The organism is Dorea amylophila (assembly GCF_025567265.1).
Taxonomy (GTDB): domain Bacteria; phylum Bacillota; class Clostridia; order Lachnospirales; family Lachnospiraceae; genus Dorea_A; species Dorea_A amylophila.
Window position 1 is genome coordinate 1 of sequence record NZ_JAOQJW010000023.1, and the last position, 25,173, is coordinate 25,173.

At 44.0% G+C, this 25,173-nt stretch carries 21 protein-coding genes and 1 tRNA gene; 14 read left to right on the forward strand and 8 right to left on the reverse strand.

All coding sequences use genetic code 11. The annotated features are described in order from the left end of the window. Positions 1 to 291 precede the first annotated feature (291 nt). Positions 292 to 858, reverse strand: coding sequence for a biotin transporter BioY (locus tag OCV72_RS13450; protein ID WP_055284318.1), 567 nt, complete (start codon positions 856 to 858; stop codon positions 292 to 294). 1,312 nt (positions 859 to 2,170) lie between these two features. On the opposite strand from OCV72_RS13450, the gene OCV72_RS13455 reads away from it, so the two are divergent. Together OCV72_RS13455 and glgB are read left to right on the forward strand one after the other, a co-directional pair. Then, positions 2,171 to 5,281 carry a pentapeptide repeat-containing protein gene (locus tag OCV72_RS13455; RefSeq protein ID WP_055284359.1) on the forward strand — a complete coding sequence of 1,037 codons (3,111 nt, stop codon included), beginning with the start codon at positions 2,171 to 2,173 and terminating at the stop codon, positions 5,279 to 5,281. Positions 5,282 to 5,436: 155 nt separating this feature from the next. Then, complete coding sequence (gene glgB / locus OCV72_RS13460; RefSeq protein ID WP_055284319.1) at positions 5,437 to 7,347, forward strand: 1,4-alpha-glucan branching protein GlgB; 1,911 nt, start codon at positions 5,437 to 5,439, stop codon at positions 7,345 to 7,347. Between the two features lie 112 nt (positions 7,348 to 7,459). Here the strand turns inward: glgB and OCV72_RS13465 are convergent, their stop codons facing one another. The 3 genes from OCV72_RS13465 to trmB form a co-directional block, all read right to left on the reverse strand. Continuing rightward, positions 7,460 to 8,779 (reverse strand): DUF1002 domain-containing protein, encoded by a 1,320-nt coding sequence (locus OCV72_RS13465; protein ID WP_055284320.1) that lies wholly within the window; start codon positions 8,777 to 8,779, stop codon positions 7,460 to 7,462. 112 nt (positions 8,780 to 8,891) lie between these two features. After that, positions 8,892 to 9,299, reverse strand: coding sequence for a thioredoxin family protein (locus OCV72_RS13470; RefSeq protein WP_081021076.1), 408 nt, complete (start codon positions 9,297 to 9,299; stop codon positions 8,892 to 8,894). A 122-nt stretch (positions 9,300 to 9,421) separates the two neighbouring features. Then, positions 9,422 to 10,081: a tRNA (guanosine(46)-N7)-methyltransferase TrmB gene (trmB, locus tag OCV72_RS13475; RefSeq protein WP_055284321.1), complete on the reverse strand. Its 660-nt coding sequence runs from the start codon at positions 10,079 to 10,081 to the stop codon at positions 9,422 to 9,424. A 223-nt stretch (positions 10,082 to 10,304) separates the two neighbouring features. Between trmB and OCV72_RS13480 the strand changes: the two genes are divergently transcribed. Genes OCV72_RS13480 through OCV72_RS13520 form a run of 9 tightly spaced genes read left to right on the forward strand, consistent with a single transcriptional unit; the run spans position 10,305 to position 18,802 of the window. Beyond that, entirely contained in the window at positions 10,305 to 10,616 is a 312-nt protein-coding gene (locus tag OCV72_RS13480; RefSeq protein ID WP_055284322.1) for a hypothetical protein, read from the forward strand. Positions 10,617 to 10,619: 3 nt separating this feature from the next. Then, on the forward strand, positions 10,620 to 11,669 hold the full coding sequence (locus OCV72_RS13485) for a V0D/AC39 family V-type ATPase subunit (RefSeq protein WP_055284323.1): 1,050 nt from the start codon (positions 10,620 to 10,622) through the stop codon (positions 11,667 to 11,669). Then, positions 11,666 to 13,606 (forward strand): V-type ATP synthase subunit I, encoded by a 1,941-nt coding sequence (locus tag OCV72_RS13490; protein ID WP_055284324.1) that lies wholly within the window; start codon positions 11,666 to 11,668, stop codon positions 13,604 to 13,606. The genes OCV72_RS13485 and OCV72_RS13490 overlap by 4 nt, the downstream gene beginning before the upstream one ends. 36 nt (positions 13,607 to 13,642) lie before the next feature. Next, the gene (locus OCV72_RS13495; RefSeq protein WP_055284325.1) at positions 13,643 to 14,077 is read left to right on the forward strand and encodes an ATP synthase subunit C; all 435 of its coding nucleotides are present in this window, start codon (positions 13,643 to 13,645) and stop codon (positions 14,075 to 14,077) included. A 1-nt stretch (position 14,078) separates the two neighbouring features. Next, positions 14,079 to 14,387 carry a V-type ATP synthase subunit F gene (locus OCV72_RS13500; RefSeq protein ID WP_022415202.1) on the forward strand — a complete coding sequence of 103 codons (309 nt, stop codon included), beginning with the start codon at positions 14,079 to 14,081 and terminating at the stop codon, positions 14,385 to 14,387. Between the two features lie 20 nt (positions 14,388 to 14,407). Then, a complete protein-coding gene (locus OCV72_RS13505) occupies positions 14,408 to 14,995 on the forward strand; it encodes a V-type ATP synthase subunit E (protein WP_055284361.1) in 588 nt (195 codons plus the stop codon). Continuing rightward, positions 14,988 to 16,760, forward strand: a complete 1,773-nt coding sequence (locus OCV72_RS13510; RefSeq protein WP_055284326.1) for a V-type ATP synthase subunit A — start codon at positions 14,988 to 14,990, stop codon at positions 16,758 to 16,760. Before OCV72_RS13505 ends, OCV72_RS13510 begins: the two co-directional genes overlap by 8 nt. A 15-nt stretch (positions 16,761 to 16,775) precedes the next feature. Next, on the forward strand, positions 16,776 to 18,176 hold the full coding sequence (locus tag OCV72_RS13515; RefSeq protein WP_055284327.1) for a V-type ATP synthase subunit B: 1,401 nt from the start codon (positions 16,776 to 16,778) through the stop codon (positions 18,174 to 18,176). A gap of 11 nt (positions 18,177 to 18,187) precedes the next feature. Next, complete coding sequence (locus OCV72_RS13520) at positions 18,188 to 18,802, forward strand: V-type ATP synthase subunit D (RefSeq protein ID WP_022415198.1); 615 nt, start codon at positions 18,188 to 18,190, stop codon at positions 18,800 to 18,802. A gap of 124 nt (positions 18,803 to 18,926) precedes the next feature. Here the strand turns inward: OCV72_RS13520 and OCV72_RS13525 are convergent, their stop codons facing one another. The 3 genes from OCV72_RS13525 to OCV72_RS13535 all read right to left on the reverse strand — a co-directional run bounded on the left by OCV72_RS13525 (position 18,927) and on the right by OCV72_RS13535 (position 21,316). Further along, positions 18,927 to 19,109 (reverse strand): pyrroline-5-carboxylate reductase dimerization domain-containing protein, encoded by a 183-nt coding sequence (locus OCV72_RS13525; RefSeq protein WP_227080479.1) that lies wholly within the window; start codon positions 19,107 to 19,109, stop codon positions 18,927 to 18,929. A 106-nt stretch (positions 19,110 to 19,215) separates the two neighbouring features. Further along, positions 19,216 to 20,496 carry an amidohydrolase gene (locus OCV72_RS13530; protein WP_055284328.1) on the reverse strand — a complete coding sequence of 427 codons (1,281 nt, stop codon included), beginning with the start codon at positions 20,494 to 20,496 and terminating at the stop codon, positions 19,216 to 19,218. A 103-nt stretch (positions 20,497 to 20,599) separates the two neighbouring features. Continuing rightward, positions 20,600 to 21,316, reverse strand: a complete 717-nt coding sequence (locus OCV72_RS13535) for an L-2-amino-thiazoline-4-carboxylic acid hydrolase (protein WP_055284329.1) — start codon at positions 21,314 to 21,316, stop codon at positions 20,600 to 20,602. A 176-nt stretch (positions 21,317 to 21,492) separates the two neighbouring features. Here OCV72_RS13535 and OCV72_RS13540 point away from each other — a divergent pair, with 176 nt between their 5' ends. Then, positions 21,493 to 22,446, forward strand: coding sequence for a polysaccharide deacetylase family protein (locus tag OCV72_RS13540; protein WP_028087826.1), 954 nt, complete (start codon positions 21,493 to 21,495; stop codon positions 22,444 to 22,446). Positions 22,447 to 22,483: 37 nt separating this feature from the next. Here the strand turns inward: OCV72_RS13540 and OCV72_RS16825 are convergent, their stop codons facing one another. Further along, positions 22,484 to 23,074 (reverse strand): DUF6512 family protein, encoded by a 591-nt coding sequence (locus tag OCV72_RS16825; protein WP_055284330.1) that lies wholly within the window; start codon positions 23,072 to 23,074, stop codon positions 22,484 to 22,486. 122 nt (positions 23,075 to 23,196) lie between these two features. Here OCV72_RS16825 and OCV72_RS13550 point away from each other — a divergent pair. Further along, positions 23,197 to 23,269, forward strand: a tRNA-Lys gene (locus OCV72_RS13550). 235 nt (positions 23,270 to 23,504) lie between these two features. After that, positions 23,505 to 25,079 (forward strand): phospholipase D-like domain-containing protein, encoded by a 1,575-nt coding sequence (locus tag OCV72_RS13555; RefSeq protein WP_055284331.1) that lies wholly within the window; start codon positions 23,505 to 23,507, stop codon positions 25,077 to 25,079. The last annotated feature ends 94 nt before the right edge of the window (positions 25,080 to 25,173 follow it).

The following is a 25,173-nucleotide window of genomic DNA, read 5'->3' on the forward strand; positions in this document are numbered from 1 at the left end:
GCATTTGATACACACGGAATAAAACTTGGAAAGGCGTTCCAGTGAATGTGAAAGAGGCGTTGGTAATTCTTAAGGGGCAAAATTCTGCGTTGGGTTTTCAAAATTTGACTGTCTGAGGCATATGCCGAGTTTCAAATTTTGAAAGCCTGTTTTTAGCAGAATTTTGCCCCTTTAGAATTGACCCGCCGATGGAACCTGAACAGGAACGCCTTTCCAAGTTTTATTCCGGTTCGGGTATCCATAGCCTTCCTGAATTAAATCCCAAATTAATTCCGATACTGTGTATTTTTATTACTGCAGCTGGCTCAGACGGCTGCGGAGTACAGGTCCGACGATGATCGCAATGATAATCTTCACTGCGTCACCGGCAAGATAAGGAATTACTCCGACAGAAAGTGCTGCAACGAATGACATTTTCAACTGGATCGCAAGCCACTCTGTACCGAAGATATAAGTGACTGCCATACCGATGATCATACCGACAACTGCCAGGATTCTGTTCTTTGGAAATTTATCAACGAACAGTCCGGAAATCAGTGCAAGGAAGATGAAACCAATCAGGTATCCGCCGGTAGGACCTGCAAGTTTTCCTAATCCACCGGTAAAACCGGAAAATACAGGGAGACCGACAAGACCAAGTAACAGATATACGATGTAACTGATGGTTGCATCTTTAAAACCAAGTACATAGATACTGATCATGATCACCAGGTTGGTAAGACTGATCGGTACCGGGCTGACCGGAATCGGAATCGCCATAGGAGCGAAGATACAGGTGATTGCAGTCATCAAAGCAATCAGAACCAGTTTGCGGGTGGAAAGCTTTTTCGTTGTTGTGCTATTTACTGTGTTGTTCATAGTGGTAATTGTCTGCCGTATGACATGGCAGAACTCCTTTCCTTTAGTTTTATATCAAAAATATAACAGAAGTATAAAATAAACAGAGGGGAATGTCAACTGTAAAAGATAGAAGGTTAACAATCGAATGTAGGAAAGCGTATGCTGTTAACAAAAACATACGATTTGAAAATGTATAGTATTGTGTAAACATTAAAATAAATAAAGAAAAATCAGATAATTCAATTGCTAAAATGAAATAATGAAAAATAAATAAAATAAATTGCAAAAAGTATTGACAAAATAAAAGCCGAATGATATTATATAATCAATCCAAAAGAAATCCAAAATAAACAAAAAGAATTCCTGACGAGAAAGGGAATCTTGAAAATTGAATATCACATATTTTATAAGATGTATTTTTATTATAAATTCTCAATTCGTTTAAGAATCGAAAAATACAGGATATAGATATGAAATATCTGGTAAGGCATCGGATATCAAATATCGTAAAGTATATTGTAGAGAAAGAGAATGGATGAATAACGATTATAGAATGGTATCAAGGGGATATGGATCATAATCGTAGAAGAGATGAGATAATAAATTCCAACTTATATCTTAAGTGATAAAAGAAAAGTTTATCAAGGATGAAGAATATTTCATATGTCGGTGAGATATCGTTGATTGGAAATTTATGAAAAGGAGGCTTAATCCAATGGACACAGTAGAATCATCGAATCAATATGTTAGTGGTATGGCAGGTAGAAGTTCCCAGAGAATAAGCCTTTATTATAATAGATAAAAGGCCGGTAGAGGAGATTCGGAAAAATAGAACAGACGGAGAAAATATACACCGGACGATAAAAAGAACTGCAGACATATTGAACAGAATACCACATATTTAAAGATATTATTAATATGTGTAAAGAAACATGAATAGTAGATTTGAATGAATGTGCAAAGAAGATGAGTAAAAGATCATTGGAAAGCATACAAAGGCGACAGGGAATAAGAAATAAAAATTAAAAATCATTCTCCGATATAAAAATTAAATATGATAAAATTGAATATGTAACAGCCATCATAGGAAAGAATATGATGGCTGTTTTTTATGTTGATATCAGAGAGCAGCCGGCAGACATTTTACAGGGATAAAAAAATTGTAATTTTTGTAATATTTTTTTAACATATTTGGCGGGATATTTTGACAATAAACAGGTCATATGATAAACTTATATAAGTAAAATTGTAGGGAAATACGCTTTTTTAAAATAAACATTTGAGGTGAGAAATATTGGATAAATATGAATATAGGGTGAAGACCGAGCAAATGCTTGATCATCTGGAAAAGAAGGAGTACCAGCAGGCAAAGGAAATTGCTGATGGTATAGACTGGCGAAGAGTAAAGAATGCGTCAATGCTCAATACAGTCAGTGAGATTTATGAATATAACGGTGAGTTTAAGAAGGGGAGAGATATACTGTTCCTGGCATTTGACAGAGCACCGGGAAGCAGAAAAATTGTATATCGTTTAGGCACACTGGCATTGAAGATTAAAGATATCAGAGAAGCAACGGATTGTTATGAAGAATTCGTAAAGCTGGCACCAAAAGATCCGAATCAGTATATTTTAAAATATAAGATTCTGAGAACACAGGGGGCATCGCTGACAGATCAGATTACAGCACTGGAAGAATTTAAAAAAGCGGAATATATTGAAAAGTGGGCATATGAACTTGCCAAATTGTATGATGAAGCCGGAATGACAGCAGAATGTCTGGAAGAATGTGATGATCTGATCTTGTGGTTCAGTGAAGGAAAATATGTATACCTTGCAATGGAACTGAAGATGAAGTATAAGCCACTGACACCACTTCAGCAGGAGAAATATGACAGCCGTCCGGGAGCGGTTAAGAAGAAACCGGAACCGGAGAAACAACCGGAATCAACACTGGAAGAAGTGGATGACGAGAATGAATATAATGAAAGTACAGAAGAGACTGTTGACGTACAAGAAGAGCCGGTCAGAGAGCCAGTGACAGAAAGAGTTGATGAATCTGAAGTTCAGGAAATTCCTCCGCAGGAAGTACCGATGCAGGAAACTGTTGTACAGGAAGAGATTCCACAGGAAGTGCCGATGCAGGAAACTGTTGTACAAGAAGAGATTCCGCAGGAAGAAATTGTAGAAGAAGCTGCAGAAGAAGTCGTGGAAGAAGAACCGGTATATACTGAACCGGAAGAGGCTGCGGAAGAACATGGATCAACGATCAAACAGGTTGTGACGGGAGCTACTTTGGAGGAAGCTTTAGCGCAGGGCATGGCGGTTGCCAATGGCATTACAATTGAAGAAGAAGCAATGAAGGAGCGTGAAGATGAGATTCTGGCGAATGGTCAGATGATGATCGATGATATTCTTCAGAAATGGGAAGAAAAACAGAAAGACCACGAAGCAGCAATCGAGAAGCAGAAAGCAAAAGATGAAGAGCGTCTTCAGAAAGAAAGAGAACAGGCTCGTATCCGCCAGGAAGAAGAACGCAGAGAAGTTGAGAGAAAAGCGGCGGAAGCTGAGGCAAGAAGAAAAGCCGAGGAAGAAGAGGCAGCAAGAAAGGCGGCCGAAGAAGAGGCAAGAAGAAAAGCCGAGGAAGAAGCAGCAAGAAAGGCAGCCGAAGAAGAAGCAAGAAGAAAAGCTGAGGAAGAAGCAGCAAGAAAGGCAGCCGAAGAAGAAGCAAGAAGAAAAGCTGAGGAAGAAGCAGCAAGAAAAGCGGCCGAAGAAGAAGCAAGAAGAAAAGCCGAGGAAGAAGCAGCAAGAAAAGCGGCCGAAGAAGAGGCAAGAAGAAAGGCCGAGGAAGAAGCAGCAAGAAAGGCGGCCGAGGAAGAGGCAGAACCGATAAGCAAGACGCAGAGAATTCCGGATGATATTGTACGTCTGATGGAAGAAATGGGAAATGAAGAGTCGGAAGAAGAACTCTATGAAGAGGATTTTGAAGATGGTTCGGAAACGGAAGAAGACTTCATTGAAGGAATCGAAGAAGAACTTAGCGGAATCGATATGAGCGGAAGCAGTTTTGAAGAAGCCGATTTCGGTGATGAAGATTTTGAAGAAGCTGATTTCGAAGAGGAAGACTTTGAGGATGAAGACTTTGAAGAGGCTGATTTCGAAGAGGAAGACTTTGAGGATGAAGACTTTGAAGATGAGGACTTTGAAGAAGCTGATTTTGAAGAGGAAGACTTTGAGGATGAAGACTTTGAAGAAGCTGATTTCGAGGATGAAGACTTCGAAGAAGAGGACGAAGAAGAAGCTGATTTCGAAGAGGAAGACTTTGAAGAGGCTGATTTCGAAGAGGAAGACTTTGAGGATGAAGACTTTGAGGATGAAGACTTTGAAGAAGCCGATTTTGAAGAAGAAGACTTCGATGCTGATTTTGCGGATGTAGAGGACGAAGAAGAAGACTTCGACGATGATTTTGCAGATGTAGATGATGAAGAGACAGATTTTGATGACGAAGACTTAGAGATTGAAGACGACGAAGAAGCGGATGAAGAGTTAGAAATCGAAGAGCCATCAGAGGAAGAGATTCAGGCAAGAATCAAGAAATCTAAAGGCGGTGTTCCGTTCGATACAGGATTTGTTGTAACCGGAAGATATGATCTGAGTGCTACGAGTGAGATCGGTCTGAAAGCTGGACTTACAGAAGAACAGAAGAAGTTGTTCTCATATTTTGTACCGGTGAGAGGAATGAGCGAACAGATCGTTGAAGTACTTGATAACGACAGAAGGGCACAGAGAGAAGGAACATCCAAGACAGGTAACCTTCTTGTGATTGGTAGAAAAGGATCTGGTAAGACAGTCCTTGCGGTTGATATTGTAAAAGCAATTCAGAAACAGAGAAGTCTGAAACAGGGTAAAGTAGCAATCGTTACAGGTGAATCTCTTAATAAGAAAGAGCTTACGAATATTATTCAGAAGCTGCGCGGCGGAGCGATCATCATCGAGCATGCAGGAAAATTGAATGCGAGAACTGTAAAAGAGTTAAATTATCTGATGGAGAAGAAGACAGGAGAATTGCTCTTTGTACTGGAAGATCAGAGAAAACCTCTGGAGCGTCTGATGACAGCAAATCCGGAATTCAAGAAGAAGTTCAGTTCTAAGCTGGAGCTTCCGGTATTCATCAATGATGAGCTGGTAACATTCGGTCAGACATATGCGAAAGAGAATGGATACAAATTGGATGAGATGGGAATCCTTGCACTGTACAGCCGTATCGATGTAATGCAGAGAGAAGATCATGCAGTATCAGTTGCTGAAGTAAAAGAGATCATGGATGAAGCAATCTCACATTCACAGAAAGCAAATGTAAAACATCTTGCACGAAGAGTATTCGGCAAGGGAACCGACGATTCTGACAGAATTATTCTGAAAGAAGAAGACTTTAGAATTTAACAAAAACGAATACCTGTAAGAAGCTGTCGAGAACAGGATTTACAGGTCGGATTTTGAAAGAGTTTTGACAAACTAAACGGTCAAAGCTCTTTCTTTTTGCCTGTTTGTAAAGTATAATGTTCTTATAAATATGCAGCAGAATGCGAGGGGTAATTATGGCTGAAAAAAAGAAAAAACCATATGAAATAGGTGAATTGGATCAATACCTTTTCGGACAGGGCAATCATTATGAGATTTATGAGAAGCTGGGCGCACATCTGGTACAGAACGGAAAACAAAAAGGTGTGTATTTTGCAGTGTGGGCACCGCATGCGCAGGCGGTATCTGTAGTCGGAGAGTTCAATGAATGGGACACAGAGGCAAATCCGATGAAGAGGGAAGAGCCGCTCGGGATCTATACCTGTTTTATACCAGGTGTGAAGAAGGATCAGATGTATAAATATTGTATCGAGACTTATTCGGGAGAACAGATATTTAAGGCAGATCCATATGCCAATTATGCGGAGTTAAGACCGGGAACAGCATCCAGGGTCACAGATATTGAGAATATCAAATGGACAGATACAGAGTGGATGACACGTAGAAAGACCTGGAATCATAAGCACGAGCCAATGTCTGTCTATGAGGCACACATTGGTTCCTGGATGCGTCACCCGGGAAGGGAAGATGAAGGATTCTATACATATAGAGAATTTGCCAGGGCAATTACCAAATACATAAAAGAAATGGGTTACACACACGTGGAACTGATGGGAATTGCCGAGCATCCGTTTGACGGATCCTGGGGATATCAGGTGACCGGATACTATGCACCGACATCCAGATATGGGTCGCCGGAAGATTTTGCATGGATGATCAATTATCTGCATAGAAATAAAATCGGTATCATTCTCGACTGGGTACCGGCACATTTCCCGAAGGATGCACACGGACTGGCAGATTTTGACGGAACACCGACGTACGAATATGCAGATCCAAGATTGGGAGAACATCCGGACTGGGGAACGAAAGTATTTGATTTTGGAAAGAATGAAGTAAGGAACTTCCTGATCTCAAATGCGTTATTCTGGGTTGAGAAGTTCCATATAGACGGATTGCGTGTGGATGCGGTTGCTTCGATGCTGTATCTGGATTACGGACGGAAGGACGGAGAATGGGTTGCAAACAAATATGGCGAGAATAAGAATTTGGAGGCGATCGATTTCTTCAGACATCTGAATTCTGTTGTACTTGGAAGAAACCCGGGAGCACTTATGATCGCAGAGGAATCTACGGCATGGCCGCAGGTTACCGGAGATGTAGAAGAAGGTGGATTGGGATTCAGTCTGAAGTGGAATATGGGATGGATGCATGACTTCACAGAATATATGAAACTGGATCCATATTTCCGAAAGGATAACCATCATCTGATGACATTTGCCATGAGTTATGCATACAGTGAGAATTATATTCTGGTATTGTCGCATGATGAGGTGGTACATCTCAAGTGTTCGATGTTGAATAAGATGCCGGGACTTGGATTTGATAAATATGCGAATCTGAAAGCCGGATATGCATTTATGATGGGACACGCAGGAAAGAAACTTCTGTTTATGGGACAGGAATTTGCACAGCTTCGTGAATGGAGTGAAGAACGGGAACTGGACTGGTTCCTGCTGGCCGAACCGGAACATCAGCAGATGAAGATGTGGGTAAAAGACCTTTTACACCTGTATAAGAGGCATAAGGCAATGTATGAGATGGATCAGAGCTGGGAAGGATTCGAATGGATCAATGCGGATGACGGATACAGAAGTATCTACAGCTTTATGAGACATTCGAAAGGTGCAAAGAAGAATCTGTTGTTCGTCTGCAACTTTACGCCGATGGCAAGAGATGATTACAGAGTCGGAGTGCCGAGAAAGAAACAGTATAAACTGATCCTGAACAGTGATGAGGAGAAATACGGCGGAACCGGAGCAGATCGTAAGAAGATATACAAAGCGGAGAAGAAAGAATGTGATGGAAGACCGTATTCATTCGCATACAAATTGCCGCCTTACGGAGTTGCTGTATTCGAGTTTTAATTATATGAAGTCAGTGGCAAAAAACTTTGATGCCTGCGGATAAAAATGCCGGGAAGTGTTGAAACTTCCCGGCATTTTTCGTTTTACTAGACATCTTTATTAATGACTGTATTTAGTTGGAAGAACTGTCGGCTGAGGAATCAGAAGTATCGGAACCAGAGGCATCGGATTCACTGCTGTTTTGTGTGTTGCTCTGGTTATCAGACTGGTTATCTGTACTGTCATTCGATGAAGAATCATCAGCAGAGTTGTCTGTTGTGCCGTCATCTGAAGAATCAGCATCGTTGTTCAGAGAATCGTTCTGTGTGTCGCCAGACGGCTCATCAGTGTTATCAGAGTTATCTTCTGTAATGGCATCATCGTTACTCTTGTCTGTGTCGTCTTTCTTAGAATTGCTTCCACCGAACAGATCTTTGAAGAACTTCTTGATCTTGCCCCAGAATCCGCTGTCATCACTGTTGTCATCCGAAGTATCATCCGAAGCGGCATCTGAACTGTCTGTGCTGTTGGAAGAATTGTCGGAAGAATCCAGTGTACTGTTAGTTACGACATCATCACCGAGTGCGCTGTCATCCGTGCCGTTAATGATTCCGCCATCGGAACTGTCATCGCCGCCGAAGATACCTTTGATAGAACTCCAGAGGTTGGAGAAGAATCCGCCACTCTTTCCGTCAATGTTATCTAATGTATTCTTCAGAGCTTTGACATCATAGTCATACTGGGAAATGTTTTTCATCAGATCGGAGATCTTGTCGATCTGTTCCTGTGTCAGCGTGACGTTGTTATCCTTGGCAGCGTTTTCAACTGCATTCTGAATGTCATCTGCATCCGTTAATCCGCCCTCGATCACATCTTTTTTTACATCGTTCATGACACTTTCCGCTTTGTCCTGGCCGATGTTATTGGCCAGATCTCCTGTGGTGACAAGTTCATCGGTCGCAGCTGCTTTCTGATCGTCATTCAGAGTTGTTCCGGTGGCTTTCTCATAAGCCATCATGATACCTGTCAGTGCACCGGTTCCGGATACTTCGATCGGAGAAGCGGCAACGACATTACAGTTTTCAACACCGGATGTCAGAAGCGTACTGGAGATCATAGAGCTTGTAACATAAGTTAAGTTGGAAACCTTTACCTGGATTCCGCCGCTTGTGGTCGGTTCTACATAAGAACAGCTGTAGGTACGGGTACCGATTTGTTCGTCGGGAGCGACTCCTTCCAGATATTTTCTTTCATCTGCATTGGTAACTTCGATGACTTCTGCTTTGTCAGATGAAGTTCCGAAATACTCATACATAGAATTCTTCTGTGAATCAGTCAGATTGGCGCCAAGTGTTACGACTTTGGATGAATCTGCTCTTACAACCAGTGGTGCCGCAGTAGATCCAAGTACGATTGCCATGGCAACTGGTAATGCTCTTTTAAATTTTTTCATAATGCGTGGTGTGTTCACCATGCCCCCTTTTTATTAAATATTTTTATCCCTGTTACTTTTTTAATATAACATAAAACAGTGTGTTTTCCTAGAAAATATAAATTAACTATTTCTAAAGATTTTCTGTAGATTGCGTCCGCATCTGCACAGTCAACAACTTCTGCAGGCGTGAGTCCAGCTCCTTTTGCGGTATCATTCCCTGCATGGTGGCAATCAGTTCTCGGTCTTTGAAAATGAGAAATGACGGAAGAAGATCGGTCTGATATTGCGCAGCAAGAAGTGCGGATTCAGAGGTCTCTACTTCAAAAAAGCAGATGCTGCCGAAATATTTCTTCTGATATTTCTTTTCCAGATCTTCTATGACAGGGCGCATCATTGCACATTTTCCACACCAGACAGCGTAGAACATGACTACAGCCAGTGTGGGATGCTCCGGTCCAGCCTTTGCCGGTGTATCGGAAGAAAACTGCCAGTGGTTCATCCGGCAGATATCAAAGTTCTGTGTCGTCAGATGTAACATAAGCTTCCACCCTTTCCCATAAGAAACAGGAGCATAAGATATGCTTTCTATTAATATATGAAAGGAAAGGGAAGAAGTGCAGGCAGACAGGATTGGTATATAAGTCCGGATATTGCAGCATGTTATCTGCGCTTTGCGATCAGTTTACAGATCGGATTGCCCATAGAAGAGAACTTGGCTTCATATTCAGTCATAATATTGCCCTGATTCATCGTACTGTCGTTATGAAGATCATAGGATAGCTGATCCAGAACGAAAAGTTCGGAAGTTTCAAGTTCTTCTACTGAAAAGTCAAAGAGCGGCCGGTTGTCGGTCTTGAATTCTACCGTTCCATCTGCGGTCAGGACCTGGTCATAAAGCTTGAAGAATTCATTGGAAGTCAGTCTTCTTCTTGCATGGCGGGCTTTCGGCCACGGATCGGAGAAGTTCAGGTAGATACGTGATACTTCTGCCGGGGCGAATACGGTTGGCAGGTCATTTGCATCCATACAGATGAACCGGATGTTGGCAGGAGCTTTCCCCTCTGCTTCCAGTTCCTGAAATTTCTCAACGGCACGCAACAGAACGCTGGAATAACGCTCGATGCCGATGTAGTTGATCTGTGGGTTTTTGGCTGCCAGGGTCAGAAGAAACTGACCTTTTCCCATGCCAATCTCGATATGCAGGGGCTGCTCTTTTTTAAACGTCTGGTTCCAGTCTCCGCGTAAGCTTTCCGGATCTTTCACAACTTCTTTGCAGGCTTCGAGAACGCTCTCTGCACGTGGTATATTTCTAAGACGCATACGTGTATTCCTCCTTATAATCACTGGATTTGCAAATCGTTCTTAGTTTAGCGTCTGTGCAGGAAAAAGTCAATGGAAGCAGAAATTGTCAGAAGAATTGAGAAGAAATAATACAATATATACAAAAAAAATGTGGTAATTTAAAAAAATAGGTGTATTATTATAACATGGATAAAAAAATAACAATTATTTGTTGTGAAATGTGCAAAAAGGAGGGCGGCTTATGAACTCTGTAATTGAAAAATTGGCTGAAGTAGAGACGACGGCGGAGACGATCGTAGAGCATGCCAGACAGCAGAAGAGTGAAATTGAAAGACAGATACAGGAAGAAAGAGATCAATTTGACCGGGATCTGGAAGAAGAGACACAGAAAAAACTGGAGAAGATAAAAGAAAAGTCGCAGCAGGAAGTAGAGAAGGTCCTGGACCGGGAACGGAAGAAGAACCAGACTGCAATTGATGCGCTGAAGCAGGAATATGAAGAAAATCACGAGATTTATGCAGAGGAAATCGTAAGACATATGATCGAGGTGTAGTGTATGGGAAATGTGATGGCTTACAGTGGGATTACGACAAAGGTACGTGCAATGTCGGCAAAGCTTTTGACAGCGGAGGATTATGACACAATTGCCGGACTTGGGACAGTAACGGAAGCAATTGAATATCTGAAAGACAAGACGGCATATGCACCTTATGTGAACCGGATGGACATTTCGCTGTATCACAGGGGAAATGTGGAGAAGATCCTGTATCAGTCTCTGTTCGATGATTATTCGAGACTCTTCCGTTTTGCCGGAATGAAACAGAAGACATTCTTAAAATTATACTGGAAACGTTATGAGATTGATCTGATCAATTATTGTCTGAGAATTGTGTTCAATCATTATGACAAGCCGTTTGACCTGGAATATAAGAAAGAGTTTTTTGACAGATATTCACAGATTTCCATTGACCGGTTGATAACTTCGAAAAATATTGATGAGCTTGTGGATAACTTACGGGATACGGAGTATTATGATGCACTTGCCAGAATTAAAGATTCCGGAGCGGGAACGCTTTTTGATTATGATCTGGCACTGGATCTGTATTATTTTTCCACTATGTGGAAAAAGGGAAAAAGGGTTCTGAAAGGACATGAACAGAAGATATTTTTAAAAGATTACGGGACGAAGATCGACCTTCTGAATCTACAGTGGATCTACCGTGCGAAGAAGTATTATCATATGCTTCCGCCGGACATTTATTCGATGACGATCCCGATTCATTACCGGGTTCGTGTGGAAGAGTTCAAGAGCCTGGTAGAGACTCCGACGCTGGAACAGTTCGAAACCGAAGTGGGAAAAACGTACTATGCGGGAAAGTATGATTATATGCAGGCAGATAAGACACTGGAACAGATGTACCGTGACTGTCTGCGGAAATTGTACCTGACCGATAAAAGGAATGATCCGTATTCGATCGCAATCATCAATACGTATCTGTTTCTGAAAGAAGAAGAAATCTATAAACTAACGACAGCCCTTGAGTGTATCCGTTACGGTTTGACAAAGGGAGAGACATTAGGATACTTAGGAGGTGTGAATCAATGATTGTTAAGATGAAGTTCTTAAGCATCAGCGGACCGAAGAATGACATCGACCGTGTCTGCGAGGTGTATCTGTCCAAATACGAGATGCAGCTTGAAAATGCGGCGGCGGAGCTTAAGACGACCGACAACCTGCAGCCTTTTGTGGAAGTCAATCCATACAAAGAGCCGCTTGCGAAGGCAGAACAGTTCAGCGCACTGTTAGCGGATGAAGACCAGAGGATCGATGTATCGATGAATCAGGAGGATATGCTGAACCTGATCCGGGATGTCAATCATGACTATCTGGATCTGCTGGAGAAGAAAGAGTTAACGAAGAAGCAGGTAGATGAATACAAAGAAAAGCTTCTGATCATGGAGCCGTTCCGGACACTGGAATTGGATATGCAGAAATCATTAAAGTATAAATATATGAAAGTCCGGTTCGGACGGGTAGATGTGAATTATTACAAACGTCTGGAAAAATATTTATTTGATGATCTGAATGCGGTATTTATCGAAGGTACGAGGAATGAAAATTATGTATACGGATGTTATTTCGTATCGAATGCGGATTCCAGTAAGGTGGATTCGGTATTCAATTCCTTACATTTTGAAAGGATTGTAATTCCATCCGAATACATAGGAACGCCGGCGCAGGCCTGTGAAGAGCTTGAAAAGGCAATCGAAGAAAAGCAAAAAGAGATTGCAGAGATAGAAAAACAGATCAGGGAGCTGATGGCGAAGAATGCCGCAAAGCTCCGTGGTGCGAAAAGGCGTCTGGAAGAACTGGCTACGAACTTTGATGTCCGCAAGCTGGCGGCAAGGATCGAAGAGGGAGATAATAAAGAAGACTATTACATCCTGTGCGGATGGATGGGCGAAGATGATGTGAACAAATTCCTCGCGGAATCAAAGAACGATGATAAGGTATTCGTTGTTGTAGAAGAAGATAAGGAGAAGTTTTTCGGAGAGCCGCCGACGAAGCTTAAGAATCCAAGGTTCTTCAAGCCGTTCGAGATGTTCATCCGGATGTACGGACTTCCGGCAAATGATGAGATGGATCCGACGATGTTTGTGGCACTGACGTATACATTTATCTTCGGTGCGATGTTCGGGGATGTCGGGCAGGGCTTATGTCTGTTCGTATTCGGCGGGCTTTTGTATCTGATCAAGAAGATCAACCTGGCAGGGATCATATCCATTGCGGGACTGTTCTCGACATTTTTTGGATTCATGTTCGGAAGTATCTTCGGATTTGAAGATGTGATACAAGCACGCTGGTTAAGACCTGTGGATGCGATGACGAACCTGCCGTTTATCGGACAGCTCAATACGGTATTCGTGGTAGCTATTGCATTTGGTATGGGACTGAATATCCTGGTGATGATCTTTAACGTGATCAACGCAGTTAAGAGTCATGATCTGGAAAATATGTTATTTTCCCACAACGGAATCGCAGGGCTGGTGTTCTATGGATTCCTGGTGCTGACGATCGTGCTTTATATGACGGGACATAAGGTTCCGGGTAATATCATGATGGTAATTTTCCTGGGGGTTCCGGTGCTCTTGTTCGTATTCAAGGAACCGTTGGGCAATCTGGTGACAAAGCAGCATAAGAAGATGGAAGAGGGAAAGGTGATGTTCTTCGTGCAGGCGTTTTTCGAACTGTTCGAGACGATGCTGAGTTATTTTTCCAATACCATTTCTTATGTGCGTATCGGTGCATTTGCCGTCAGCCATGCGGCGATGATGGAGGTTGTGCTGATGTTATCGGGCGCAAGTGCGGGGCATACGAACTGGATCGTGTTCGTGCTTGGAAATGTGCTGGTGTGTGGACTGGAAGGGCTGGTCGTCGGTATCCAGGTACTGCGTCTGGAATACTATGAGATGTTCAGCCGTTTCTATAAAGGAACCGGACGGGAATTTAAGCCGTTCCACAGTCAGAGTGACAGAAAGTAATAAAATTCAAAGATATATTTACAGGAGGACAAAAATATGAGCCTGACAGTTAGAGTATTATTCGTTGTAACATTGTTGCTGAGTATTGTAATTCCATTTGGATATTTTCTGATCGGACAGAGGACGAAGAAGCGTTATAAGAGGGCTATCGGCACAAATATATTCTTTTTCTTCAGCACTGTTCTGATCGCAGGGATCATGCTTTTTGCGGGAGATCCGGTACAGGCAGCGGAAGCAGCCGGCAATACGGCGTCGAACGCAACAGGATTCGGATACCTGGCAGCAGCACTTTCAACCGGTCTTTCCTGCGTCGGCGGTGGTATCGCCGTTGCAAGTGCAGCAAGTGCGGCTCTGGGTGCAATTAGTGAAGATTCCAGTGCACTTGGTAAGTCACTGATCTTCGTAGGTCTTGCAGAAGGTGTGTGTCTGTACGGACTAATCATCTCCTTCATGATCTTGGGTAAATTGTAAGATGAAGATGTATCTGATCAGTGATAATATCGATACTCTGACAGGAATGCGTCTCGCAGGGGTAGACGGAATCGTGGTACATGAAAGAGAAGAACTCCGGTGTGCGATCGAGAATGCCATGGAGGATAAAGATGTAGGTGTGATTCTGTTGACGGAGAAATTCGGAAGAGAATTCCCGGACCTGATTGACGAGATCAAGCTGGAGCGGACAATGCCGCTTCTGATCGAGATTCCTGACAGACACGGGACCGGACGTAAGAAAGATTTTATCACGTCGTATGTAAATGAAGCGATAGGGTTGAAATTATAGACAGGAAGAAGGTGGCACATTTGACAAACGAAGAAAAGATCACGCATATCCGCACGGCAGCGATGGAAGAGGCAAGAGCGGAGGCAAATGCGATCATAAAGCAGCATGAGGATGCGCTGAGAAGTGTGTTCGAGCAGCACCAGATCGAAGCCAGACGGCAGTCGGAGACGAGAGTGCGTGCGGAGAGTGTGACTGCAAAACAGCAGCTGAATATGGCGATGTCAAAGGCGCAGCTTGAATTAAAACGTGAGATGGGTAAGATACAGACAGAACTTAAGACAGAACTGTTCGAAGAAGTACAGTTAAAGCTTCTGGCATTTATGAGAACAGAAGAGTATAAAGAGGTTCTGATCCGTTATATAGAGAAAGCAGCACAGTTTGCATCCGGGATGGCGATGACGATCTATATCAATCCGTCCGATGCAGATAAGAAGACATATCTGGAGGAGCGCACGGGAATGACGCTGACGATCAGCAAAGTGGATTTCATCGGCGGTGTGCGTGCGGTTGTGCCTGAGAAGAATGTTCTGGTGGATTATGCATTCAAAGGGGCACTGGAAAATGAATACCAGAAATTCCGGTTCCGGGGAGGTGTAAAGGGTGAGTAGCGGAAAGACAGAAAAGATATATGGCATCAACGGCCCGGTCATTTACCTGAAAGGGAAGACGGATTTTAAGATGTCGGAAATGGTCCATGTGGGAGAGGAAAAGCTGGTTGGCGAAGTTATTTCCCTGGATAAGGACCGGACGACGGTACAGGTGTATGAGGAGACTTCCGGACTGCATCCGGGAGAACTTGTGGAAGGTACGGGAGCGGCAGTGTCGGTTACGCTGGCACCCGGTATCCTGAATAATATCTTTGACGGTATTGAGAGACCGCTGGAGCGGATCGCTGACAAGGGCGGGGCATTTATCACCCGTGGTGTCAGTGTGGATGCACTGGACCGCCAGAAGCTCTGGGAGACGCATATCACAGTGGCGGAAGGCGATATGGTACAGGGGGGAACGATCATTGCGGAAGTGCCGGAGACGCGGGCTATCGTGCACAAATGTATGGTTCCTCCGGGAGTGGAAGGAACTGTTATATCTGTGGTTCCGGATGGTGAATATACGATTGATGAGACGCTGGTTACGATTGAACTGTTCAATGGAGAAAAACGGGAACTTTCGATGACACAGCACTGGCCGATCCGTGTACCGAGACCGGTGAGCCGGAGATTCCCGGCAAGTGTACCGCTGGTAACAGGACAGCGAATTCTGGATACGATGTTCCCGATTGCAAAAGGTGGAACGGCTGCGATTCCGGGAGGATTCGGAACGGGTAAGACGATGACCCAGCATCAGATCGCAAAATGGTCGGATGCGGATATTATCATATATATTGGATGTGGCGAGCGTGGAAATGAGATGACGCAGGTTTTGGAAGAGTTTTCAGAACTGGTCGATCCGAAATCAGGAAATCCTTTGATGGACAGAACGACGCTGATCGCCAATACCTCGAACATGCCGGTGGCTGCCCGTGAGGCATCCATTTACACCGGACTTACACTGGCGGAATATTACCGTGACATGGGTTATGATGTGGCGATCATGGCGGACTCGACATCCCGATGGGCAGAGGCACTGCGTGAGTTGTCCGGACGATTGGAAGAGATGCCGGCGGAGGAAGGGTTCCCGGCATATCTGGCATCGAGACTGTCGGCATTCTATGAAAGAGCCGGCATGATGCAGACATTAAATGGTGCAACCGGATCTGTCTCTATCATCGGAGCGGTGTCTCCGCAGGGGGGAGATTTCTCCGAGCCGGTTACGCAGAATACGAAGCGTTTCGTGCGCTGCTTCTGGGGACTGGATAAATCCCTGGCGTATGCGAGACATTTCCCTGCGATCCACTGGCTGACGAGTTACAGTGAATATCTGAATGACTTAAGCGGCTGGTATTCGGATCATGTGTCGCCGAAATTTGTTGATTACAGGAACCGTCTGATGGCGATCCTGAACCAGGAGAGCAGTCTGATGGAGATTGTAAAACTGATCGGCGGGGATGTGCTTCCGGATGATCAGAAACTGATTCTGGAGATTGCAAAGGTGATCCGTCTGGGATTCCTGCAGCAGAATGCATTTCATAAGGATGATACGTGCGTATCGCTGGAGAAGCAGTTCAAGATGATGGACGTGATCCTGTATCTGTATAAGACCAGTAGGAAACTGGTGGCAATGGGAATGCCGATGTCGGTACTGAAGGCGGAAGGTATATTTGAAAAGGTCATTGCGATCAAGTATGATGTGCCGAATGACAACCTGCAGTTACTGGATCTGTATAAATTAGACATTGATGACTTCTATAACCGCGTCATCGAGAAGAATGCGTAAAGGGAGGGACGTAAGATGGCAATAGAATATCTTGGACTGAGCAGTATAAATGGCCCTCTCGTCGTGCTGGAAGGCGTGGAAAATGCATTTTACGATGAGATCGTAGAATTTATTGTAGATCATAATACGAGGAAAATGGGGCGTATCGTGGAGCTGGATGAAGACAAGGCTGTGATCCAGGTATTTGAAGGGACAGAAAATATGTCACTGGATAATACCCATACAAGACTTACGGGACATCCGATGGAAGTTACTGTATCGGAGGAAATGCTGGGACGTACATTTAACGGAATCGGGGAAGCGATCGATGGACTTGGTCCGATTGCAGATGCAGAAAAAAGGGATGTAAACGGACTTCCGTTGAATCCTGTCAGACGGGAGTATCCACGAAACTATATCCGTACCGGAATCTCGGCGATTGACGGTCTGACGACACTGATCCGCGGGCAGAAGCTTCCGATATTCTCGGGAAACGGATTGCCGCATGACCAGCTCGCGGCACAGATCGTAAAGCAGGCTTCACTTGGAGACAATTCGGATGAACAGTTTGCGGTTGTATTCGGTGCGATGGGAGTCAAGCATGACGTGGCAGAATTCTTCCGTAAGACATTTGAGGAAAGCGGTGTGGCAGACCATGTGTGTATGTTCCTGAATCTGGCGAATGATCCGGTGGTGGAGCGTCTGATCACGCCGAAGGTAGCATTGACGGTAGCAGAGTATCTGGCATTTGAGAAAAATATGCACATTCTGGTTATCCTGACGGATATGACTTCTTTTGCGGAAGCCATGCGTGAAGTGTCTTCTTCCCGTGGCGAGATTCCGTCAAGAAAAGGATATCCGGGATATTTATACAGTGAACTGGCAACGATCTATGAACGTGCCGGTATTGTGGACGGGGCAAATGGTTCCGTAACACAGCTTCCGATCCTGACCATGCCGAACGATGATATTACACATCCGATCCCTGACCTTACCGGATATATCACAGAAGGACAGATCGTACTGGACCGTAATCTGCACGGGCAGGCAGTCTATCCGCCGATCAGTATCCTGCCATCGCTGTCACGACTGATGAAGGACGGCATCGGAAAAGGATATACCAGGGAAGATCATCAGGATCTTGCGAACCAGTTATTCTCTGCCTATGCAAAGGTTGGAGAGGCGAGAAATCTGGCTTCGGTTATCGGAGAAGATGAATTGTCACCAATCGATAAACAGTATCTGAAGTTCGGTGAAGAATTCGAGAGACGCTATATTGGCCAGGGACCGGCGGAGAACCGGACGATGATGGAGACGCTGGATCTTGGCTGGGAACTGCTTGGACTTCTGCCGAAGGAAGAACTGGACCGTATTGATACGAAGCTGGTTGAGAAGTATTGGAAGGATACGAAAGAGACATTGGAGACAGAAGAGTAGGAGGGATGCATATGGATCCGAGAGAATTTCCTACCAAAGGAAATCTGATGCTTGCAAAGAATTCTCTGATGCTTGCACGTCAGGGGTATGACTTGATGGATAAAAAGCGGAATATTCTTCTGAAAGAGCTGATGGGACTGATCGATGAGGCGAAAGACATTCAGGAAGAGATCGATGCAACCTTTACAAAAGCATATGCCTGCCTGCAGCGTGCCAATATCGAACACGGGATCAGTAAAGTCCAGGAACTGGCATTTACTGTTCCAATCGAGGATTCGCTGAAGATGCAGACCAGAAGCATCATGGGAACGGAGATCCCGCACATCAAGTATGATGCGAAGCAGAATGATCTGACGTATTCGTTCAGCACGACACATGAGTCGGTGGATATTGCAAGAGAAGCTTTCCGGGAAGTGAAGGAACTTACGATCAAGCTGGCTGAGGTGGAGAACTCGGCGTACCGTCTGGCCGCAAATATCAAGAAGACACAGAAGCGGGCGAATGCGCTTAAGAATATTACGATACCGATGTATACGAATCTGGTGCATACGATCAGTAATGCGCTGGAGGAGAAGGAAAGAGAAGAATTTACACGGTTGAAGGTGATAAAGAGGATGAAAATGTAACGACAAATTTTGCAAAGTAATTCCACTTATCCCCAACAAAAGAGGAGTTATCCACGGGAAACTGTGGATAACTCCTCTTTTGTCTGATAATTCCAATACATGAATCGACATAGAATGACAACAATTATAATGAACGGGATTTTTCTGTACTTACATTAATGCATTCGATTACAGCACCACGCATGCCGGCTTTTTCAAGAGCCTCGCAGCCTTCGATGGTTGTTCCGCCAGGGGATGTGACCATGTCTTTTAATTCACCCGGATGTCGAGTGCGCCATAGAGAATGGCACCGCCCATATTGCCACATCCGATAATTCCGATTTTTTTGTGATCATAATAATTCCTCCTAGTTTGGTCATGAGATGTTTTAGAGCAGATATTTAAAAAGTGTACAGTATGCAATGACAGGAGCTTTAAGGAGTCAGCTTGTGCAGTTCCCATGCTTTTTCGATACTTCCCGGAGTTTCCATCAATAATTTCGTTCCTTCTGCCATACATCTCGCAACGTAGAACATACCTTTCTGTCCGATAGTCATACCGGCCTGTTTGGCAGCAACCCAGTGATGAAGCGGGGTACCTTTACACATTGTAGCGGCACTTAAGGTGATCAACGGGACGGTGTGGCTGACCTGTGAAGCGTCCGTGCCGATAGCGATCGGAACCGGTTCATCTTCAAGCGGTTCCAGGCCGGAGAATAGTGTCCCGTCATTGATGAGTCCGGCTTCTTTTGTGATCTGCTTTGCAAAATCCAGCTCTTCCGGTGTATAAGCCGGTGTCGGAACTCTGGTCATAGCATCGTAATATAATTCTGTCAGTACCCGGTTAACTTTCATCTCACTGCAGCTTGCGACCAGTTCGATATCGACGGTGGTGTCTGTCATAAGAGCGGCACCTCTGGCGCAGTTGTCTACACGTTCGCTTGCATCTTCGGTGCGGGAACGTAAGTAGGAGCGGATGAAATAATTTGTCTTTGCGATATCCGGAACAACATTTGCCGGAAGACCGTTATCAATGTAGGCATAATGCATACGGACATCTCCCGGTACGTGTTCACGGAGATAATTGACGCCTACATTCATGAGTTCGGCGGCATCCAGGGCGCTGCGGCCTTTTTCCGGTGCTTTGGCAGCATGGGAACTAAGTCCGTGGAATGTGTAGTTCTTAATGTCCTGTGCCTGCCAGATATCGTTGCTGACACGGTTGCGGTCGAATGGATGCCAGGTAATAGCAACATCGAGGTCATCAAAGACTCCCTGATCGTTCATCACGATCTTGCCGGACATGATCTCTTCGGCCGGGCAGCCATAGACGCAGATCGTTCCGGCTGCACCGGTTGCGTCCATATCGGCTTTTAATGCACATGCCGCTGCGGCAACGGCTGTTCCAAGCAGGTTGTGCCCGCAGGCGTGTCCGACACCTGCCAGAGCATCGTACTCGGCCAGAAATCCGAGGATTGGTTTTCCACCTCCCCAGACTGCAGTAAATGCGGTGTCGATACCGGCTGTTTTCCATGTTATTTTAAATCCCTGGCTTTCCAGATAATCTGCCAGGCATTTGGAAGAAAGTGTCTCCTGATATGCAAGTTCCGGGTGATGGAAAATGTAATCAGCGGTATTCACCAGTTCTTCCTGATGATCGTCGAGCCAGCTGGCAATGATATTGTCAGGTGTATGTTCAGTTGTTAGTGTATTCAAAATATAGATACCTCCTCATAGAATCGGGTGTTTATCTATCATTTTAGCACAGGAAAACAGGATGTAAATAGATTTCATAGTTTTCTTATATGAAAAGTAAAAACTATTCAACCGGATAAAGCCCGTCCAATACATCCAGATATTCCTGCCCAAATGTATCTACATAATCAGTAAGTGCAAGTTTCACTGCCGCTTCTCCTTTTTCACAAAGATTATGGATCAGGGCCTGACTGACGGTATATTTCAAATGTGCCGTATGGAAATTAAAATCTTTCATACAGGAAGTTCCAAGCTCGGCCTTTTTCTCCGCCAGTTCTTTTACCTCTTCCTGTGAGAGCGGATGTCCCCAGTCGAATTCGCAACGATCACCGCCCCAGCTCATAGATGTGGCAGTCGGGGTACAGACGAAGTCGGAACGGAATCCCTGGTAAACGGCATTGTCTACATTGACGCAATAATATTTCCCGTATTCGGTAATATTATGCTTTTTCCATGCTTCACACCAGGCACATTTGGCAATGTAAGTCTGAAGTGTCGGTTCGGTGCGAAGTGTTCCGAAGTCCATTTGTCCGGCGTAATCTGGTTTCCATTCACCGTATGCCTGATTGGTCATTGTAGTCAGTTCATCACCGTGTGCGAGAGCATTTGCCGCCATGCGGGCACCCCGTTCATTTCCATAGGTAGTCATTCCGGCAAGGATTGCGTCTTTTCCGGCTTCACCGCATAATTCAATTGCATGTTTGGCGAGAAATGCGAACATCATGGCGTGATGTTCGATTTTGCAGCTGACAGGACAGACTTTATTTTCATTTTCATTCATATTAAAAACTCCTTTCGACATTTGTAAGTGATAATCTATTTATTACAATACTACATTGTAGTGAAAAAGTCTCGAGAAAAGGCTTGATAAAAAGGAAAAAAGCGGTATGATAGTAAAAAAGAAAAAGCAATTACTTAAAAGTGAGAATAAAGTTGAAAATTAAAGAGGAAAAAAGTATGAGCAGGAAAAAGTTAAAAAATAGAAGACGAAAAGATCGTGCACAGAGAAAGATTCTGATTGCAGCAGTCTGCATAGCAGCAGTGATCATAGGTGTGGGAATCGGCGGGCATGTTATAAAAAAGAATGCCGGTAAAACGATGACAACGGCCGAGACGGAAAGTAAAAAGGCAGTATCAAAGAAAAAAGCAACTGCAAAAAAACTTACGATCAATGAGAATGAAACTGATGCATCCAATAAAGAAAATCAAGGCCAAAAAGATCAGGCAGATGACAGAAGTGAATTTGCAGTTCAACCAGGAAGAAAAGTGGGTACAACAGAACAATCGGATGAAAAAGTTGTCTATCTGACGTTGGATGACGGACCGTCTAAGAATACGCAGGCGGTGCTGGACATTTTGGATAAATACAATGCGAAAGCAACGTTTTTTGTTACAGGAGCCATGCCGGAATATAAAGATATGATCAAAAAGGCTTATGATAAGGGACATACGATCGGAATGCATACATATTCTCATGATTACGCAAAGGTGTATGCATCTGTTGATGCATATTTTCAGGATCTTGACCAGATTGGACAGCTTGTAAAAGAAGAGATCGGCTATGTTCCGTGTTTTATCAGATTTCCGGGAGGATCTTCGAATACCATATCTGCAAGTTACACGAAGGGAATTATGACAACGCTTACGCAGGAGGTTCAGGCAAGAGGATATCAATATTATGACTGGAATGGAAGTTCGGGAGACGGGGCCGTGAGAACAACGGAACAGCTTGTGGATCAGGCAACCAGTTTCCATGACAATAATATCATCCTGCTGTCACATGATTCCGAGACAAAAGATACAACTGTGGAAGCGCTGCCGAAAATTATTGAATATTATCAGTCACAGGGATATGTGTTCAAAGCATTGGATCTTAACAGCTATGTTGCACATCATGGTGTGAATAATTAATTATATATGCAGGGAAATGTGTTGATGGTTGTTGTACTTATGCTGAATAGAATAACGGAAGATCTGGCGGAAAACATGTAAATACAAAGAAGAAAAATGATGTTATCAACCAGAGTGAGACTACAAAGCCAGGTTCTGTCTCGTGAGGAGAACGGGTCTTGCCGGAAATATATTCAGACATTCCAAATGAAAATATTACACTGGAATAAAAAAGCAGGATGTCTAAGATCAGGAAATTCCGGCCGAGAATCCCGGAATATGTGTAAAAAACAGAAACAGTAAAAAACATTCCGAGAAGCACACCCAGATACCGACAGTAAAAGAACGGTAAAACAACCGGATGCAGAGACAGATATTCCCATATGCTTACGAATAAAAAAGGAAAATATAAAAGTTTCAAATGTTCCCACACGGATTCATTAACCGGGCAGAAAAGTGCAATGATTGGAGACTGCCCGGATAAAAAATACAGGAAATGATTCAGTGTTCCGAGAAAGGCAGCGACCAGGACAAAATGCAGAGCTGTGCCTTGAATGCAGGAGATAATCTCTGTGCAGACAGTATGAAAGATTTTTTTGAAATTGGTTGTAACATAATGGATAATATGGTTCATAAATTCAACCCCCATATCAATATATGAGAGCTGTGAAAAAAATATGAAAAAAATAAAAAAAGTACTTGCATTTTTTAAAACCTTATTATATAATTAATCTTGTCGTTACGGAAAGTGTGACACAGAAAATTGAAAATGCGCGATTAGCTCAGTTGGTAGAGCACCTGACTCTTAATCAGGGTGTCCAGGGTTCGAACCCCTGATCGCGCACTATCAAATCACTGTTTTTAGAGGCTTAGAGCTCTGGGGACGGTGATTTTTTTGCTTGAAAATAGGGGCTTTAGGGGGATAACACGGAAATTATTAGAGAAAGCAAAGGTGGAAAGGAAAGAATTATGCAAATTATTTCCGGAGAGGATTTTACAAAATACCGGATAAAGCTTGTGACGGGAACATGTTCGTGTTAGTATAATCATAATTTACGATAGAAGAAAAGAGTGAGAAGATGAGCAGTCATACACTGGAAGGAAAGAAAAAGACACAGAATGGTGTGAAGCGGCTGGCGTTCACAGTGCTTTCGATATTACTGGAAGTAGTGTTCCTGATTGGGATATTTAAGGGACTGAATGAATACGCGGTATTCATAGACAATCTGACCAGAATATTTGCCGTCATACTGGTTCTGAAAATATATGGAAGAAATGAGACTTCCTCGATGAAGACACCGTGGATCATCCTGATCCTGACATTTCCGATCCTTGGAGTAGCACTTTATTTTATGATCGGTATGAACGGTGGAACCCGGAAGATGCGGATGCGTTACAAAAGGATTGATGAGAAGCTTCTGCCACTTTTGCCGGAAAATAAGGAAGTGCTGGAACGTCTGAATGTGTCAGATCCGAAGGCGGGAAATGTTTCTAATTATATAGAAAGAAATGCGTGTTATCCGGTGTATCAGAATACGGATGTGACTTATTTTGATGAAGCGGTCAAAGGACTGGAGGCGCAGCTTACGGATCTTGCAAAGGCGGAGCAATTCATTTTCATGGAGTATCATGCAATTGAGGATGAATATGCATGGAGCAGGATACAGACGGTGCTGGAAGAACGGGTGAAAGCAGGAGTAGAGGTCCGGGTGTTCTATGATGACATGGGCTCGATCGGATTCGTAAATCTGAGCTTTGCGAGAAAACTGGAAGCGAAAGGAATTGCCTGCCGGGTATTCAATCCGCTGCTTCCGGGACTTAATATGTTCCTGAATAACCGTGACCACAGAAAGATTACGGTGATTGACGGAAAGGTTGGGTACACAGGCGGTTATAACCTGGCAAATGAGTATTTTAACTATACACATCCATACGGGGAATGGAAGGATACGGGAATCCGGCTGGAAGGAGATGCGGTGGCTTCGCTTACGGCAGCATTTCTGGAGATGTGGGAATCGTCCGGGAAGACCCCGGCCGATGTGGATGTTCTGGATATAGAGGCACAGAAAAAATATCTGGTACAGCATCCGTATCAGGCAAAGCAGACGGGATATATCCAGCCGTATGCGGACTGCCCGTTAGACGGAATCCAGGTTGGAGAGGATGTCTATATCAGTATCGTCAACAAAGCGGATAGATACTGCTGGTTCATGACTCCTTATCTGATCATCACGGATGAGATGACACATGCACTTTCGCTGGCGGCCAGGCGTGGCGTAGATGTGCGGATCATCACACCGGGAATCCCGGATAAGAAGCTGATCTACAGTATCACCAGATCGTTCTATCACAATCTGGTACAGGATGGTGTAAGGATCTATGAGTGGACACCGGGGTTCTGTCATGCGAAGATGAGCGTGGCAGATGATTGCATGGCGACTTGCGGCACGATCAATCTGGATTACCGGAGCCTTTATCATCATTTTGAAAATGGGTGTTTTATGGCAGATTGTGATGCGGTGCTGGATATCCGGCGGGATATGGAGCAGACATTGGAACAGTGCAGGGAAGTGACGGAGAAGTATAAGTCCGGCCGGAGTGCGACCTTGCGGCTGGGACAGTTGTTCCTGCGGTTGTTTGCGGAGCTGTTGTAGGAGAGAAGAAGTTAAGAGAACTGGGAATGCAGGCGTGCATTTCTGGTTCTTTTTATGTTTTGCATATTGACATATATCGAACTGCGATATATAC